Source organism: Pseudolysobacter antarcticus, assembly GCF_004168365.1.
Classification (GTDB): Bacteria; Pseudomonadota; Gammaproteobacteria; order Xanthomonadales; family Rhodanobacteraceae; genus Pseudolysobacter; species Pseudolysobacter antarcticus.
Genome location: NZ_CP035704.1, coordinates 3,344,902 through 3,361,636 on the forward strand (window position 1 = coordinate 3,344,902; position 16,735 = coordinate 3,361,636).

Sequence of the window (16,735 nt, forward strand, 5' to 3'; positions counted from 1 at the left end):
CAGAATGCGCCCAACTCACGGTGCCGGATTTCCGAGCTTCGTCCAGAAATCCGCGAACACGATCGCCGACAAAATGTAGCCGAGCAGCAGATTGACCGCCACACCGATCGTGAAGGCGTAGAACGGTTTTGCCCCGGCGCGCGCGAGGTCACGCAAACGCGTGCTGAGCCCGATGCTCAGAAAACAAAACGTGAACGCCCACGTACGCAAGCCGACCAGCGGGCCGACCAGATCCAGCGTGAGCGCTTTTTTGTATTGATCGTAGCTGTAGCCTTTTGCGATCAGTGTGATGATCAGTGACGCTATAAAAAAGCCGAGCACGAACTTCGGAAAACGTCGCCACACTTCACCGCCGTTCACGCCGGAACGTACACCGGTCGATTCCCAACGTGTCGTAGCGATGATCGAGAGAATCAGCGCCCACACGCCGATCCAGACATCGCGCCCGATCACTTTCATGAGGGTGAATGCCTGCACGGCTGCTTCCGGCGTGCCGGCGATACCGGGCTGTCCGGCGTAACCGCCGTACGTTTGCGCGGCGGCAAAACCGGCGGCATCGGCGAACTCCGACGTGCCGATCCACGCACCCGCAACACCGGTGGAAAGACCGAGCTGTTTCGATACCAGCGGCAATACAAAAATCATCACGATCGCCCAGAAAATCACCAAGGTGATGGCGATCGGTGCGTCTTCTTTTTTCGCGCCGACCGCTCCGGCAATCGCGATCGCGCCGGATACGCCGCAGATCGCGCCGCCCGCGCCGAGTGTGGCTGCGAGGCGACGATCCAGACCGAACTTTACCGCCGCAAAAAAGATCACGCCGAACGTCACTAGCGAGACGATCGCCGCCTGCGCAATCGCGACCGGGCCGGCCCAGAGAATCAGCGTGAACGGCAATCCCGCGCCGAGCAGGACGATGCCGGTCTTGACATAAAACTCGACGCGCAAGCCGGTGACAAACCAGTCCGGCAGTCGCACCGTGTTCGCGATCAGCAGACCGAGCAGCAACGCCACCAGCGGTGGCTCCAGGTTGTAGCGCGAGGCCTGATCCCACGCACCGAGCGTGTAGATCAAGGCCGAGATCACAAACACGATGGCGAACGCCGGCACGAATTCGGCAAGGCGCAAGCCGAGTGATTTCACGCCGAAACCGAACAACGCGACCCACAGGATCAGCAGCGCGAAATAACGTGCGGCGTTGGCACCGAGTTGCGCGAACGCCTCGTTCAAGGTCGACCATTTCTGTGGCGTGACCGCGATCCATTTCAGACTCTCGCCCGACTCGAACGCAATCGCCGCGGCAATCACGAGACCTAGACCGATCCAGATCGCCCACCAGTCTTCCTTGGCGAAAAGCACGCGCCAGCCACGCTCGGCGGCGAGCGGAATCGCACTGGAATCGGATGAACGGATATTGGACATTGGGAACCCCTGTTGCTGAAAAATGCCGGCGCAGACTATCGCCCGACGATCAGGCGACTATCGAATACAGCACTATCTCGCATCGTCCCGCGCTGCAGAAGTAACTTGCGGGAATATGCAAATTTCTGCCGAGTGTGAGGTGGATCACGTCACTGCGGTTTTGGCGATCTGCTCACGCCTAGGTCGTGCGAATAGGGTTTCGCGCAAGCGCAGGAAAGGCCGCTCAACTGCGTAATGCAGCAAGGCCGCGACGAGCAACGATGCTGCGGCATAGACGGCGAATGCGAGCAATGTTTGATCCTGCAGCGAAGTACCGAACGTGTTCTCGATGAGTTTGTACACGGCCTTGTGCGTGAGATACAGACTATACGAAACCATCGCCAGCCAGCCCGCGCCGGGCATACGAATCCTGCCGAGCCAGCCCTGCGTATCCGCGCCCGCCGCGACCAGCAACATCAAACCGAACGACAGCAGCGGATAACCGATCACTGTTGCCAACAAACCGGATCGATCCTGAAAAACGATGATCGATGTGGCGACCACGACGATGCCGAACAGCAGCAGCGCATTCGCGTTTTGTTGCGCGCGCTGCCACCAGATCGGTCGGTAGATTTTGATCGTCGCCAGCACCACGCCCGCGAGCAAACCGTCGAGCCGCATATACGTCGGATAATAAATATCCTCGACGAAATGCTGCCCAAAACGACCATCATCGAGATCACGCAACGGCGCGAGTTCATGCACCCAGACATATCCGCGAAGCAGCATGCCGGCAGCCACCAGACCGATGCACACGATCACGACTTTTCTCAATGACGGACGCCGCGTCAGCCACCATGCCAGCCACGGAAACACGAGGTAAAAATGTTCCTCGACGCACAGCGACCACACATGCGAAAACGCCTTGTTATGCTGATAGTCGATCAGGAAATTGACCGTGAAAGTGACGAACTGCCAGGTCGGCTGGATGCCCGGCGCTTCGCGAAATGCCGGCCAACAGAAGTACAGCGCCAACACCACAAAAAACGCGGGCAATACACGAAAAGCACGACGCAGATAAAAATCCGCAAGCGCCAGCGGCTGACCGCGACTCAGCGGTTTCAGCAACTGCGATCCGATCAGATATCCGCTGAGCACGAAGAACAGATCGACGCCCATCCAGCCGGAATTTTCGAGCACCGAAAAATGTTCGCCGAGCCCGCCGATGATGTAGGAATGGAACAGCATCACCCAGACAATCGCGACGGCGCGCAGCAGATCGAGGCCGGGTAGACGATGTGCGGATTTCTCCGTGATGGATTCGGTTTTCATGCTTCCTGGTCTGCCAAGGTCGTTGTGTAGTTGTTCGCACACGCAGGATCAAGCGCAGCGCGCACCATCGCCATCCGGCTTGCACTGCGGTGGCCAACCGTAACTGCGCCAGTAGTCGATGATGTGCTTGCGGCGCAGAAAATCCTGGAAAGCGGGGTGTTGGCGCAAGGCCGAGAACTCTGGAATCCACAGCAGAAAACCAAACGGCGAAGTGTGCAGCGTCGATATTCTCTCGAGCATGGCGATCTGCGTCGCACTATCGGCATTCGGTTGCAGCAGGCGCGCAAAGTGATCGCGTCCCGTGACGCGTTCGGAACTCTCGAGTTTTGCCTGTGCCTGCGGCCAGCGCGTGGGATCGATCAAGGCGTCGATCACGGCGATATTGGCATCACGATAAGGACTGCTTGCCGGCGTGCTCAGCGCAAACTCGCGCGCAGCGGCAAAGTCATGGCGCCAGACGGCATTGAACATGCGCGCCGAAACCAGCAGCGGCGTTATATCGGCGCGCAGCTCGGCGGTCGCATCCAGCGATTGTCTAGCCTCGTCATGCCGACCGAGCATGTCGAGGAAAAATCCGCGCAGGTAATTCGATTCAAAATTCAATGGATCGGAGATCAAGCCGATTTCGACCTGATGCAGCGCTTGCTCGCCGTAGCCCAGATCCGCGAGGCGGGCGGCGTAGATCGCGCGCAAGATCGAATCGGTCGGATCGAGATTGAGGATGCGCCGGTATTCTTCCATGCAACGCGGCCAGTCGGTGGCGCGCCAGGCCAATGAAGCCAATGCGACGTGCGCATCGATCTGATCGGGGTCCAGCTCAAGCGCGCGCGCCGCTTCGCTTGCCGCCTCGGCGCGAACAGCATCGGTCACCGATGTTGCGCGCAGATCCTGCACCAGCGCACGCGCCAGCAAACCATGCGCGCGTGCATAACTCGGCGCGCGCGCAACCAGCGCATGTAGCTTATCGACCAATTCCGGATGTTCCGGCATATTGTTCGGCTCCCACAATTTGCGGCGCAGCTCAAGGTAATCGCGGAACCATTGCGGTTCGGCACCCGCATCGGTCACAGCATTGGCAAGGCCGAGCTTCAGTGTCATTGCTTGCGCGACGGCTTGCGCGATTTCGCGCTGGATCGAAAACACATCGGCAAACTTGCGATCAAAATCCTGCGCCCACGCGGTTCGACCGCCGGGGATTTCGATCAGGCGCAAATCGATACGCAACTGATCGCCGGATTGACGCAAGCTGCCTTCGAGCGCGTGCGTAACGTGCAGCCGCTCGCTCAATTGATTGAGGTCGAACTTGTCTTCCTGCGCACGCGCCGCCGAGGTGCGCGAGATCAAATGCAGGCCTTCGATATGCGCGAGTCGAGTGATCAGTTCCTCGCTGAGTCCTTCGGCGAGTGCCGCATCGCCCGGCGTATTGCCGACCGGATGCAGCGGCAGTACCACCAGCACCGGCGCAGTATTCGTCGCCACCGGCACTGCGTGACGCAGGGTGAAATACGTGATGATTGCGGCGACCACCAACAGCGCGAAAATGCCAAGCGAGCGAGTCGCCCGAGTGCGCGTTGGCGATAAGACATGCTCGACCACGGAATCGGTTACAGCAACAGCCGCGGGTGGAGTAACGCCGGTATTTGTCGCAGCTGAAACGACGATGGCCTGCACCGATGGCAGCGATAAATCGTCTGCAACCAGCGATGGTTTGATCGTCGCGTCGAAGCGATAACCGACGCCATGCAGTGTGTGCAGATACTGATGGGCGTTGGCGCTTTCACCGAGCGCCTGGCGGATCAACGTAATGACGCGATTGAGCACGCCCGGGGTGATATGACGATGGCCCCACACCGCATCGAGAATTTCATCGCGGCCGAATGCGCGCCCCGGATGATTGGCGAGCAGGCATAGCACGGCAAATGCCTTCGGTTCGAGTGGAGTTTCGACACCATCGACAAACAGGCGCCGTCCTGCAACGTCGATTTCGACCGCATCGAAAACGATCGAACCTGTTGCCGCCGCACTTCCCGTCATACCCGCTCCGTTTCAGCAAAATTGACGACCGAATGAAAATTATTCATCGGATCAATGTGTTGTGCATTCAAAAAGACCGCCCTAAGCATTTCCTAAGGTTTTCCCGGCGTTAACCAATGGACTTCCCCGCCATCGCATCAAGCATGCAATCGGATGAAGCGCGAATCTCTCTCCACCGACGCAATGCCGCGCCGATGCACCAAACCCAACGGAGATTTACCATGAATATTGTACGCCTCAGCCTCACCGTCCTGACTCTCGCTGCCGCCAATATCTGTGCCGCGCAGGACACCGCCCACACTGCACTGAATTCGATCACCGTATCTGACAACGCACGGATCGTTGTGAGTTGCCAAAATGAACGCGTGCCCAGCCAGCGCGCCGTGGCCGACCTGCTGGATACAAACAACGCATCGCGCATCCACGCCGAACGTGAGCACCTGATCCACATCGCCCATCGCGAATGCCTGCACGGCTATCGCGATGTGGCGTTCGTGAGTGATGGATCGCAATCGCTACCAACCTTGGCAATCGTCGAACCGACGAAATCACAATGAACACGAGACATGTCAATTTGCTGCATCGATTTTCATCGTAAAAGAAGAGATAAAACGATACAAATTTTGGTCGGTATCTTGGGCGTGGGAACCGGCGCCATACACATCGCGCGCTGTCAACTTGGCGGCGCGCGCAAACAAACCTTAACCCCACCGCCTAAATCCGGCACAATTCGCGATTGGCTAGCCGCGCTTCGGCGCGCGCTGGCCCCTGAGTCAACTTCATCGCGAATTCCATGAACATCCAGTCGAACTTCGAACAGATTCCGCTCAAGGATTACGCCGAGCGCGCCTACCTTGATTACTCCATGTATGTGGTGCTGGATCGCGCCCTGCCGTTCATCGGCGACGGGCTCAAGCCGGTGCAGCGGCGCATCATTTATGCGATGAGCGAGCTTGGGCTGGAATCCACCGCCAAGCCGAAAAAATCCGCACGCACGATCGGCGACGTGATCGGCAAATTCCATCCGCACGGCGACAGCGCGTGTTACGAGGCGATGGTGCTGATGGCGCAGCCGTTCTCGTATCGTTATCCGCTGGTGAATGGTCAGGGCAACTTCGGTTCGCCGGACGATCCGAAATCGTTTGCGGCAATGCGCTACACGGAATCCAAGCTCACGCCGATCGCGGAATTGCTGCTGCAGGAACTCGGCCAAGGCACGGTCGAGTGGACGCCGAATTTCGACGGCACCTTGAACGAACCATCATGGTTGCCGGCGCGTGTGCCGCATGTTTTGTTGAACGGTTCGATGGGCATTGCGGTCGGCATGGCGACCGATATTCCACCGCACAATTTGCGTGAAGTCGCGAGCGCGTGCATTCGCCTGCTCGATGATCCCGAGGCGACCGTGCGCGATTTGTGCGAGCACATCCAGGCGCCGGATTATCCGACTGCGGCAGAAATTATTTCGCCGCGCAGCGAGCTGCTGACGATGTACGAAACCGGCAGCGGCAGCGTACGTGCGCGTGGCATGTATATGAAAGAAGATGGCAACGTCGTCATCACGGCGCTGCCGCATCAGGTATCGCCGTCGAAAATTCTCGAGCAGATCGCGGCGCAAATGCGCGCGAAAAAACTGCCGATGCTGGAAGACCTGCGCGACGAATCGGATCATCTCAACGCGATCCGTCTCGTGCTGGTGCCGCGCTCAAATCGCGTCGATGTGGACGAGATGATGCAGCATCTTTTCGCCACCACCGATCTGGAAAAAAGTTTCCGCGTCAACCTCAACATGATCGGGCTGGATGGCCGGCCGCAGGTCAAGAATCTCAAGGTGATCCTGAGCGAGTGGCTGCGCTTCCGCACCGATACAGTGACGCGTCGTTTGCAGCATCGGCTGGCCAAGGTCGAGCGTCGCCTGCACTTGCTCGAAGGCTTGCGCATCGCGTTCTTGAATCTTGATGAAGTCATCCGCATCGTGCGCACCGAGGAAGAACCCAAACCGGTATTGATGGCGCGGTTCAAGCTCAGCGAGGAGCAGACCGACTACATTCTCGAAACGCGTTTGCGCCAGCTCGCGCGTCTCGAAGAAATGAAAATCAATGGCGAGCGCGACGAACTCGAAGAAGAGCGCGCACGCATCAACGTGCTGCTGAATTCCAAGGCGCGCCTGAAGACGCTGATCAAGGATGAACTGAAAGCCGACGCGCTGAAATACGGCGACGTGCGCCGCTCGCCACTGGTCGAACGCGCGGTGTCGCAGGCACTCGCCGAAAGTGCGCTGGTGGTGTCCGAACCGCTGACGATCGTGCTGTCCGAAAAAGGCTGGGTGCGCGCGGCGAAAGGTCATGATGTCGATGGTGCAAGCCTGAATTATCGCGATGGCGACAGCCTGCTGGCGACGACACGCGGACGCACCACACAGCAGGTCGCGTTCATCGATTCGACCGGGCGCAGTTATTCGGCGGCGGCACATTCTTTGCCCTCGGCGCGTGGCAACGGCGAGCCGCTGAGTGGACGTTTCAGCCTGCCGACCGGCGCGCATTTCGATACGCTGATCGCCGCCGAGAACGAACAGAAACTCGTGCTCGCATCAAACCTCGGCTACGGATTTGTGATCAGTTTTGAGGCGCTGGTCGGGCAGAAAAAAGCCGGCAAGCAAATCCTCTCGATGGACGATAAAGCGCGCGTACTACTTCCAGCGCTGGTCGCCGATAGCGCGCGCGATCGCATCGTCGTCGCCACCAGCGGCGGCCATGTGCTGATGTTTTCGGTCGCCGAATTGCCCGAACTCGACAAGGGCGGCAAAGGTAACAAACTCATCGAGATTCCCAAGGCAAAACTGGCCGAAGGCGAACGCCTGGTCGGCATCGCCGTGGTGACGGAAAGCCGCGGCGAAGTCACACTGTACGCCGGCAGTCGCAAACTGATTTTGAAGTGGAACGACCTCGTCGAATACGGCGGCAACCGCGCCGGACGCGGCGGTTTGTTGCCACGCGGATTCCAGCGTGTGGAGCGCATCGAAACCAGCGCTTAGAGTCGTTTCAATACAACAAGAAAACTCCGCACCAGCAATCGCGGGTGCGCGCCAATCGCAAGGCGTTGCGCTCTCGTTCTCTCTGGCGATAAGCGCATCGTCGGATACCCGCTATCCATGATGCACGAAGGCTGGCTTCGCGCAGTCGTTCTCATATGTCGTGGGTCATACCGGATTGCGGTAGCGTGACGGTCGTGCCGAAGCGGTCGTGCAAGAGCGTCGAAAACGCGTTGCGCGCCGAATCCTCGCCATGCACGAGAGCTACCGGTGGATGGTTCGGACTTGCGGCATACCACTCGACCAGACTTTGTTGGTCGGCATGCGCGGAGAGACCACCGACAGTATGAATTTGCGCCCGCACCGGGATGTCTGCACCGAACAGCTTGACGTGAGTCAGACCATTCACCAGCAGGCGACCGAGCGTGCCCGCGGCCTGATAGCCGACGAACAATACATGCGCGTTTGGCTTGGCGAGATTGTTCGCAATGTGATGGCGAACGCGACCACCATTGGCCATGCCTGACCCGGCGATGATGATCGCGCCGCCCGTCACAGCATTGATCGCCTTGCTGTCCTCAACGCTTGCGCTGACATGAAGGTTCGGCAACGCAAACGGCTTGATCCGTCCCGCCCACACTTTCGCGGCATCGGTGTCGAACAACTCCGTGTGATGATCGTAAACACCCATCACTTTGGCGGCCATCGGGCTGTCGAGGAAAATCTTCCAGCCGGCAAGATTCCAGTCGTCGAAATGCTCAGCAAACCAGTACAACAACTCCTGGCTGCGGCCCACTGCGAACGCCGGGATCACAACGTTGCCGCCGTCGGCGCGTGCCTTCTCGAAAATCGATCCGAGCTCGGCCACTGTCGCAGCGCGATCCTTGTGGTTGCGATCACCGTAAGTGGACTCCATCACGATCAGATCAGCCGCTGGCGCCGGCGTCGGATCGCGCAAGATCGGCGTGCCTTTCATGCCGATGTCGCCGGAAAAAATCAGAGTTCTGGGCGGGGATTCGCTCGCCCGCAATTCCAAGATGCTGGAGCCGAGAATATGGCCGGCGTCATGCAGACGCAGCGTCACGCCGGGGAGAATTTCGTTGGCGATTTCATAAGGCAGCGGGCGCAACAATTTCTGCGCCGCGGCCACATCGTCACGGGTGTATAGCGGTTGTATTTCCGGTGTGCCGGCGACGCGATCGCGATTGGCGAAATCCGCCGCGTTCTCGGCCAGTGATGCTGCATCCAGCAGCATGATCGGTAGCAGATCGCAGGTCGCTGCTTGGGCGAAGATCGGCCCGGTAAAACCGCGCTTGACCAGCAGCGGCACGCGACCGATGTGATCGATATGCGCATGGCTCAGCACCAGCGCGTCGATGCTCGCAGGATCGAACGCAAACGGCTCCAGGTTGCGCGCCTCGGCTTCGCGACTGCCCTGCACCATGCCGCAGTCGAGCAGGATGCGTTTGCCACACGCTTCGAGCATATGACATGAACCCGTAACTTCGCCGCCCGCCGCACCATTAAAAGTGATCCGCATGATCGTTACCCCGTCACAATTAAAAGCTGAAGGTAACAGCAATGAAGGCGGTCGGGTTAGTGAGCGTTCGCTGGAACAGTTGGCCCTCGTGCAGGCGCACTTTTGCGGGGCAGAATTCAGCGCCTATGTCTAATATGCATGCGGAGGAAGAACGCTTTTTGCGTCAGCTACTGAGATTTCTAGAATGCTTGGTAACTGCATCGCGGCGCATCGTTGCAACACAGCCCGCTATAGCCAAGAGTGCGATCAACGAATACAACCACGCACCATGCAATGCTGGAATGGGTGCCGCAGCGATTACGAGAGGGAGTTGGGCCACCACTACCTGCCCTCCTGACCGTCTGTCGACGAAATTGATTGTGTATGTGCCGGCGGCGAGTGCGGGCATGCTGAACTGAAAAGGACCGTAGGTCAGCCCCGGCGTCCACGGAGGACACTCAAAAGGGCAGCCAAATTGCAAGTTCGCAGTAATAATGTTGCCTGAGACGGTGCCATAGCCCACTCTCCCACTCTGTACCACTCCCCCCGGCACGACCAAGAAACCGTAGGCAACAAATGACTGATTGGCTTGCGGTATCGCTGGAACGGTCACCAGCTGCGGCGCTGGAGGAGTCGGTATCGCACCACCCACATCGAGCGGGAATTGCGCGATAAGCTGCGTTGGCATGTCTGCAGGTACGACCCTTAATATATAGCTTCCCGCGGCAAGTGCCGGCAAATCCAGCGTGTGCACCCCGTAATACGGACTTTTACACCCGGAACTGCACAGATTTTGATAATGCGCCGTGATTATATTGTCGGCGACATCGACTTGAAACATGCCCAAGTCAGTTCCGGGAAAATATGCATCGACGTTAAAAGGGGTGTTGGCGGGAGGCGGTAAATGGAACGGAACCATTTCCGGCACCGGATCAGCCAGGCACGGTGCAACGTGGAATAAAACGAGCCAAAAGGCGGCGAGCAGAAGCAATTGGCCCATGCGAATCATTGCGAGATATCCAGTGTGAGGGAAAGACACGAATCCGATGTTTACGCACGCAAAGTAGCACAACTCGCGTGTCTGACCGCCGTCGCACGGAGCGCAGCGGCTCGGGACCTGGTAGCAACTTTATCCTTGGCGAACTCGTTAGAGCGCAATGCTGCATCGCCGATGCACTGTCATCACTATTGCGAAAGAATTCTTTCGCCCTCGACGATGGCGCTACCAACCGCTGTATTCCGTTCCTCGACACAAGCGCATTGCTGCGATGTTTTCGAGGATTTTCCATGCTCACGATTTTGCGATTTTTGCTACTTTCCGGCGCGTGCCTGCTCGGCTGGACTCAAGCGATAGCGAATTGTCTGCCGAGCGTTCCGCCGCCGACGTTTTATGTCGGCAGCGACAACCAGTGCGATTACGCCACGATCCAGGCCGCGATCAGCGCCGTGTCAACGAGCGCTACGTGCGCGCCGAATATCGTGATCACGAACGAAATTGCGTGGACGGCGCAGCATCTGAGCATCGACAACCGATCGCTCAATTTGATCGGCAGCAGTAGTGGTTGCGGCATCGGTGGCACAACCGGCATCTCCGCCATGGGTGACATCCCCGATAAAGCCATACCCGCGCCAAAAGTGACGATCAGCGGCGCAGGACAGACCAGCGCCAGCGTGATCAGCATCACCGGCAACAGCAATGTCACGCTGAAATTTCTGCAGGTCAGCGGCGGCAATCGCGCCGGTTTCGGCGGCGGCATATTTTTTGGCGGTGCGGGCTCGCTCACGTTGGATACCTCGACCATTTCCGCCAATCAGGCCAGTTATGGTGGTGGCATCGCGATGGCACCCAGCGGCAGCGCCACACTCACGCTGCTGGCAAACTCGCTGGTCAAAAACAACGTCGCGACAGTCTCGGGTGGCGGTGTGCTCATCGAAGGCGACACCCATTTGATCCTCGTCGCCAATCAGACCCAGCTGTTCTCCAACACCGCCAACAACGGTTATGGCGGCGGCCTCTACATCGTCGGCCCGGCGCACGCGGATATTGGTTCCCCCGGAGATAATACTCACGGCACAAACAACGCCGGCGTGATCGCAAATAACTCCGCGGCATACGGCGGTGGCATCGCCGCATTTGGCAGTTCGAGCGCGGCCAATCAGGACGCCGTCGTCAATTTGTTCACAACGGATGCGCAGCGACCGGTAAACCTTCAAGCCAACATTGCATCGATCAATGGCGGCGCGATTTATCTCAAACCTTATCAAAATTCCAGCTTCCGCTCGGCAGCAAAAGTGTGCGCTTTCAATTTTCGCATCGATGCCAACTCGGCCGCCGAAGGTGCTGCGATTTATCTGGATTCCTTCATCGATCCGGCCAGAGTGGATTTTGGTGGCATCGCCGACTTGAACACCGACTCGGTGGCTGGTTGCAATGGCGATGAGGTCGCAGGTTTTGCTGCGGTCGCGTGTGCGGACGACGCACCATGCAATGCGCTATCCGGCAATATCGCTCAGGATACAAATCTCAATCCGACTAACCGAGCGATCATTTTTTCCGGCTCAGGTGCCAGCGTGTTCGGCAGCCATATCAGCTTGCTGCACAATAACGGCGGTTATGTGATTCACGCGATAAACAATGGCGGCATCACCGATCTGATCAGCTCGCTGCTTGCCGACAACCAAGTCACGCAACAATTGATTCTTGGCGAGAGCGCATTTTTCGATATCGAGAATTCCACCTTCGCCAACAACAGCATTGGCGCCGATCATGTTTTCAAAATCACCGACAATTCGTATCTGACCTTGCTCAGAAGCATCATCTACGAGCCTGGCAAACCTACGCTAGATCGCACCAATAGTTCCGGCTCGAACATCGACTACATCTTGTCGAACGACATCACGACGCTGACCACACATCCCGGCACCGTGGTGAGCGGCGATCCCAAGTTCGTCGATGTCACCAACGGAAATTATCGCTTGCGCGCCTATCGGCAAAACGGAAATATCCTTGCATCACCGGCGATCGATTTCATGGCGGCCGGCAATCCCGGCGATGACCTTGATGGCAATCCCGAGGATCAAGCGGTGCCGCTACTCTGGCGCACTGCTACGCCGCACGATCTTGGCGCGTATGAAGCGCAGCCGATTCTCGACCGAGTTTTCGGCGATGGATTCGGCGACGCGGTATCGCTAGTGCACTGATCGTTGTCGCGCCGATGCAATCATTTCGCGATTAGCAATGTCGCTGTCGATCGTTGAATTTCGTTCCTCGAAACAAGCCATGCGTTAGCAGGCATTCGGGAATCATCATGCTCGCCATTTCGCGTTTGATTTTAATCGCAGTAGTCGCCTGCCCGTTCGGCCATCACGCGCAGGCCAGCTGCATCGGCGGCGTGCATCCGACGCTGTATGTCGGCAGCGACAACAAATGCAATTACGCCGCGATCCAGACAGCGATCAACGCGGTTTCCACTACAGCCACGTGCTCGCCGAATATCGTCATCAGCGGCAGACCGAGCTGGACCGAACATCTGATCATCACCGACCGATCGCTCACGCTGATCGGCAATACTGGCAACTGCAGAATAAACAATACCGGCGGCACCACGCGAACTGACACAGACGCTGCTCACGCAGCGGTCGCGAAAGTGAAAATCGACGGCAGTGCAAATCAAGGCACGGACGTGATCGATATCAGCGGCAACAGCAATGTCGCGTTGTTGAATCTCGAAATCAGTGGCGGCAATTCGTCGAGCCGAACCGTCGCCAGCGCTGGCGGTGTGACCTTCAACGGCACTGGATCACTGACCCTGCAAAACGTCGAAGTTCATGCCAATCACGGCGATGCCGGCGGCGGTGTGGCATTTTTCGGCAGCGGTACCTTGCGCCTTGACGGCGCGAGCATCCATGACAACATCGCGGACTTTGCGGGCGGCGGCGTGAGTGTTTTGAGCTCGGCCATCAGCAATGTTGAATTTATCCTCGCCAATAGCACCGGCATCGCCACCGACATTTCTTCGAATCAGGCGACGGTGTTCGGTGGTGGCATATTCGCCTCGGGAGCAACGCATTTGCTCGCGGTGGCGACCGCACCTGGCGATGTTGTAATCCACGATAATTCGGTGGTGAACACGGCGACGCATGTCGGTACCGGCGGTGGCATTTTCTACTCGGGCAGTACGTTTGCCGATATCGCTCTGCCGGCCGCCTCGATCCAGACAAATCATGCCGACTACGGCGGCGGTATCGCTATTGCCACATCAAGCGCTGGCGATAGCATGCTGCGTCTATTCAGTACCAATGCGGCATTTCCGACTGCACTAAACAGCAATACCGCCACCGTTTTTGGCGGCGGCATTTATCTGTCCGGCGGCAGCTCGACGCGTGCCAGCGCATGCCTGTTCGATGCCGCGCTGATCGGCAACAGCTCCGGCCAATACGGCAGCGCGATCTATCTCAACGGCGGCGGTCGTTTGCTGATCAACCCCGATGCCGATAGCCAATGCAGTTTCGCAAACGTTGCCGCACTCGGTGGTGTGCATTGCGATTCGAGCGCCAGCAACTGCAATCTGATCTCGCAAAATTTCGTCGCATCCGGCAGCGTACAGACGATCCCCGCAACGATCGATTTTATCGGCGCGGCGAGCATCAACGCACAACGCGTGCGCCTGTCGCAGAACACCGGCGTGAGTGTCATACGTAGCAATTCCGCGACCGGCGACAATGTCGTTTTCAGCAATTGCCTGATCGATCACAACACCGTATCGAACGCGTTGGTTTCGCTGCAAGGCGCACCAGCAACTTTCGATGGCTGCACATTTGCAGACGACAATATTGCTGCTCCCACCAACACGGTTTTTGCATACGACACCGGCCTCACATTACAACGCAGCATCGTGCACGAATCGATACGCGTGCTGACACCGGCAGCCGCGCTCGTCGCGCAATACCTGATTTTGAACGACCCGAGATTCGCGACTGATGCCACCGTGCTGTATTCCGATCCGGATTTCGTCAACAGCGCCGCTAGCGACTACCACCTGCTATCGGGTTCGCCGGCGATCGATTTTGCACCGACCGGCGCGGACGGCGGCAGCGGCGATTTTGATCGTCAACCGCGGGTAGTCGATATTCCCGGTATCGCCAATTCCGCCGGCATACGCGATCTCGGCGCGTATGAATATCAGCTCGGTGGCGTGCTCGATCGGATTTTCAGCAACGGTTTCGAGTGATCCGATAATCGCATCGCAGCGTGTTCGGAATGGCGCTGCGAGTCGCCGAATTCCGTTCCTCGAAATATATGCACGCAACGTTGCGTCTGCTTGAGGAAATGCCGATGTTTATGATCCTGCGAATGCTGCTATTGATTTTTTGCGCGTGTCTGATCGGCGTGCAACAAGCGCGCGCAGTGTGTTCGATCAGCGTGCCACCGCAGCCGCGCTATGTCGGCAATACGACCAGCGACAACAAATGCACCGACAACGATATCCAGTCCGCGATCAATGCAGCAGCCTGCCCCGGCACCAGAATTTACATTACCGGCGAACGGAATTACACCGGCCAGCATCTCGTGATCTCGGGCCAATCTTTGTCCTTGATCGGCAGCGCCGCCGCGTGCGGTGTGGAGAATGCAAACGGCGGCGGCAGTGCCGTGCCGACCGCACCGTTACGCACACTCACGGGTTCGAGCACGCTCGGCGCGAGTGTGATTTCGATCATCGGCAACAGCACCGTCACGCTGCAATATCTCGACATCACGGGCGGCAATCTCAACGGCTCAGGCAAGGGCGGCGGGATTTTTTTCTACGGTTCCGGCGCGCTCACGCTAGATACCACCACAGTCGATTCCAACCAAGCCGATTCGGGCGGTGGCATCAACATGAATTCACCGAGCAGTTCAGCGCTCACGCTCACGCTGTTGAAAAATTCGCTCGTAACCAACAATGTCGCTACAACCTCTGGCGGCGGCATCCTGCTGGAAGGCAATTCTCAGCTGATCGCGATTTCGGATCAGACGCTGATCGGATCGAATCAGGCCCTCGGCGGCTATGGCGGCGGCATCCATATCATCGGCCCGGCGCGCGCGGATATCGGCTCGGCCGGCCACGACAGCGCGGGCGTGGTATCGAATAATTCCGCCGTCTATGGCGGCGGCATTGCGGCTCGCGCGACCCAGAGCAACGCGCAAAATGCTGTCGTGCAACTGTTCACGAGCAATGCCGAGCATCCGGTCGATGTGCAGAACAATCATGCCTCGGCGCTTGGTGGCGCGATCTATCTGCTACCGTTTGAAGACTCGACGGGGAGTTCCTCTGACGCGGTGTTTTGCGCCTATAACTTTCGTATCGATAACAACACTGCGGCCGACGGCGCGGCGATTTACAGCGACGACGCCAGCGCCAGCGGACAATCCGATCACGGCAGCTCGACCTACATGAATCTGCCTGCGCCAAATCCGCCACTGTGCGGTGCGGCAACGCCCGCCACTTTCGGCGCCGTCGTTTGTGCAGCAGATGCACCATGCAATGCGCTCACCGCCAATCGTGCCGAGCAAATGGATACGACTCCGACCAGTGGCGCCACGATCTTTGTTCGCGCCGGTTTATTCAACGGCGAAAGAATCAGCCTGCAGCACAATCAAGGCGGCGAGCTGATCCGCGCCGCCGGCAATGCCAGCGCATATCCCGTTGCGGCGTTATCCAGTTGCCTGGTATCCAGCAACTCGTTCACGGGAGATTTGATCCTTGCCGAATACGCCGTCGTGGAGCTGCAAAACTGCACGATCGCGGGCAATATTTTTTTCTCATTCGGCCCGGTCTTTCCACATTATCTGATTTATCTCGATGCAAATTCCCACCTCGTCATGAACGACAGTATCGTCTACGAAACCAACCTGCTCACACTCGACCAGCCCGGCAACGTCAATGATCCAATGCACATTGTGGTGAAAAACGTGTTGTCGAACGACATTACCACCTTGCCCAGCAGCCCATCGATCATTGTCGGCGATCCGCTATTTACCGATACCAGAAATGTCAATTACCGGCTAAAGGCATTCGTCCAGAACGGCCATGTGACGCATTCGCCCGCGATCGATTTTTCTGCGACTGCTATCTCCAATTTGACTGATCTGGAGGGAAAACCTTTCGATCAGGATGTGCCCACCGTGCCGAACAATTTCGGCCCGCACGATCTCGGTGCGTACGAGATGCGACCAATCCCCGGGCGTATTTTTGCGGACGGTTTTGGCGACGCGATTTCGATCGTGTATTGAGCGCAACGACCACTACATATCTTCATGCGTCAGGAATGTCGCTGCACACGCGCAAATTACGTTCCTCGAAACAGGCACCGTAACGAGCCTTTCGTCATGCAAATACCTGAGGCCACAAGGCCAGGTTTTGCATCTCTGTGCAATT

11 protein-coding genes are annotated in these 16,735 nt (G+C 57.9%); 6 read left to right on the forward strand and 5 right to left on the reverse strand.

The features are described from left to right. Nucleotides 1-15: 15 nt before the first annotated feature. From ELE36_RS14350 to ELE36_RS14360, 3 genes are all read right to left on the reverse strand, one after another. Complete coding sequence (locus ELE36_RS14350) at nucleotides 16-1,422, reverse strand: YeiH family protein (RefSeq protein ID WP_129834445.1); 1,407 nt, start codon at nucleotides 1,420-1,422, stop codon at nucleotides 16-18. Nucleotides 1,423-1,566: 144 nt separating this feature from the next. Further along, nucleotides 1,567-2,733 (reverse strand): acyltransferase family protein, encoded by a 1,167-nt coding sequence (locus ELE36_RS14355; protein ID WP_129834447.1) that lies wholly within the window; start codon nucleotides 2,731-2,733, stop codon nucleotides 1,567-1,569. A 48-nt stretch (nucleotides 2,734-2,781) separates the two neighbouring features. Next, the gene (locus ELE36_RS14360; RefSeq protein WP_129834449.1) at nucleotides 2,782-4,767 is read right to left on the reverse strand and encodes a winged helix-turn-helix domain-containing protein; all 1,986 of its coding nucleotides are present in this window, start codon (nucleotides 4,765-4,767) and stop codon (nucleotides 2,782-2,784) included. A 116-nt stretch (nucleotides 4,768-4,883) separates the two neighbouring features. On the opposite strand from ELE36_RS14360, the gene ELE36_RS14365 reads away from it, so the two are divergent. Together ELE36_RS14365 and parC are read left to right on the forward strand one after the other, a co-directional pair. Continuing rightward, on the forward strand, nucleotides 4,884-5,324 hold the full coding sequence (locus ELE36_RS14365) for a hypothetical protein (protein ID WP_129834451.1): 441 nt from the start codon (nucleotides 4,884-4,886) through the stop codon (nucleotides 5,322-5,324). A gap of 236 nt (nucleotides 5,325-5,560) precedes the next feature. Then, on the forward strand, nucleotides 5,561-7,801 hold the full coding sequence (gene parC / locus ELE36_RS14370) for a DNA topoisomerase IV subunit A (protein WP_129834453.1): 2,241 nt from the start codon (nucleotides 5,561-5,563) through the stop codon (nucleotides 7,799-7,801). A 151-nt stretch (nucleotides 7,802-7,952) separates the two neighbouring features. Here parC and ELE36_RS14375 read toward each other — a convergent pair whose 3' ends face one another. Continuing rightward, a complete protein-coding gene (locus ELE36_RS14375; RefSeq protein ID WP_129834455.1) occupies nucleotides 7,953-9,338 on the reverse strand; it encodes an MBL fold metallo-hydrolase RNA specificity domain-containing protein in 1,386 nt (461 codons plus the stop codon). Here ELE36_RS14375 and ELE36_RS21035 point away from each other — a divergent pair. Continuing rightward, nucleotides 9,337-9,471 (forward strand): hypothetical protein, encoded by a 135-nt coding sequence (locus ELE36_RS21035; protein ID WP_277987052.1) that lies wholly within the window; start codon nucleotides 9,337-9,339, stop codon nucleotides 9,469-9,471. The two genes, ELE36_RS14375 and ELE36_RS21035, sit on opposite strands and share 2 nt — an antisense overlap. 30 nt (nucleotides 9,472-9,501) lie before the next feature. On the opposite strand, the gene ELE36_RS14380 is transcribed toward ELE36_RS21035, so the two are convergent. Continuing rightward, the gene (locus tag ELE36_RS14380; RefSeq protein ID WP_165371623.1) at nucleotides 9,502-10,326 is read right to left on the reverse strand and encodes a hypothetical protein; all 825 of its coding nucleotides are present in this window, start codon (nucleotides 10,324-10,326) and stop codon (nucleotides 9,502-9,504) included. A gap of 278 nt (nucleotides 10,327-10,604) precedes the next feature. Here ELE36_RS14380 and ELE36_RS14385 point away from each other — a divergent pair, with 278 nt between their 5' ends. The 3 genes from ELE36_RS14385 (at nucleotide 10,605) to ELE36_RS14395 (ending at nucleotide 16,590) form a co-directional block, all read left to right on the forward strand. Continuing rightward, nucleotides 10,605-12,518: a hypothetical protein gene (locus ELE36_RS14385; RefSeq protein ID WP_129834459.1), complete on the forward strand. Its 1,914-nt coding sequence runs from the start codon at nucleotides 10,605-10,607 to the stop codon at nucleotides 12,516-12,518. Nucleotides 12,519-12,625: 107 nt separating this feature from the next. Beyond that, nucleotides 12,626-14,548 carry a hypothetical protein gene (locus ELE36_RS14390; protein WP_129834461.1) on the forward strand — a complete coding sequence of 641 codons (1,923 nt, stop codon included), beginning with the start codon at nucleotides 12,626-12,628 and terminating at the stop codon, nucleotides 14,546-14,548. A gap of 104 nt (nucleotides 14,549-14,652) precedes the next feature. Further along, on the forward strand, nucleotides 14,653-16,590 hold the full coding sequence (locus ELE36_RS14395; RefSeq protein WP_129834463.1) for a hypothetical protein: 1,938 nt from the start codon (nucleotides 14,653-14,655) through the stop codon (nucleotides 16,588-16,590). The last annotated feature ends 145 nt before the right edge of the window (nucleotides 16,591-16,735 follow it).

Excerpts from the sequence above, each read along its gene's own strand:
- ELE36_RS14350 (WP_129834445.1), bottom strand. The coding sequence starts at position 1,422 with ATGTCCAATATCCGTTCATCCGATTCCAGTGCGATTCCGCTCGCCGCC.
- ELE36_RS14355 (WP_129834447.1), bottom strand. The coding sequence starts at position 2,733 with ATGAAAACCGAATCCATCACGGAGAAATCCGCACATCGTCTACCCGGC.
- ELE36_RS14360 (WP_129834449.1), bottom strand. The coding sequence starts at position 4,767 with ATGACGGGAAGTGCGGCGGCAACAGGTTCGATCGTTTTCGATGCGGTC.
- ELE36_RS14365 (WP_129834451.1), top strand. The coding sequence starts at position 4,884 with ATGGACTTCCCCGCCATCGCATCAAGCATGCAATCGGATGAAGCGCGA.
- parC (WP_129834453.1), top strand. The coding sequence starts at position 5,561 with ATGAACATCCAGTCGAACTTCGAACAGATTCCGCTCAAGGATTACGCC.
- ELE36_RS21035 (WP_277987052.1), top strand. The coding sequence starts at position 9,337 with ATGATCGTTACCCCGTCACAATTAAAAGCTGAAGGTAACAGCAATGAA.
- ELE36_RS14375 (WP_129834455.1), bottom strand. The coding sequence starts at position 9,338 with ATGCGGATCACTTTTAATGGTGCGGCGGGCGGCGAAGTTACGGGTTCA.
- ELE36_RS14380 (WP_165371623.1), bottom strand. The coding sequence starts at position 10,326 with ATGATTCGCATGGGCCAATTGCTTCTGCTCGCCGCCTTTTGGCTCGTT.
- ELE36_RS14385 (WP_129834459.1), top strand. The coding sequence starts at position 10,605 with ATGCTCACGATTTTGCGATTTTTGCTACTTTCCGGCGCGTGCCTGCTC.
- ELE36_RS14390 (WP_129834461.1), top strand. The coding sequence starts at position 12,626 with ATGCTCGCCATTTCGCGTTTGATTTTAATCGCAGTAGTCGCCTGCCCG.
- ELE36_RS14395 (WP_129834463.1), top strand. The coding sequence starts at position 14,653 with ATGTTTATGATCCTGCGAATGCTGCTATTGATTTTTTGCGCGTGTCTG.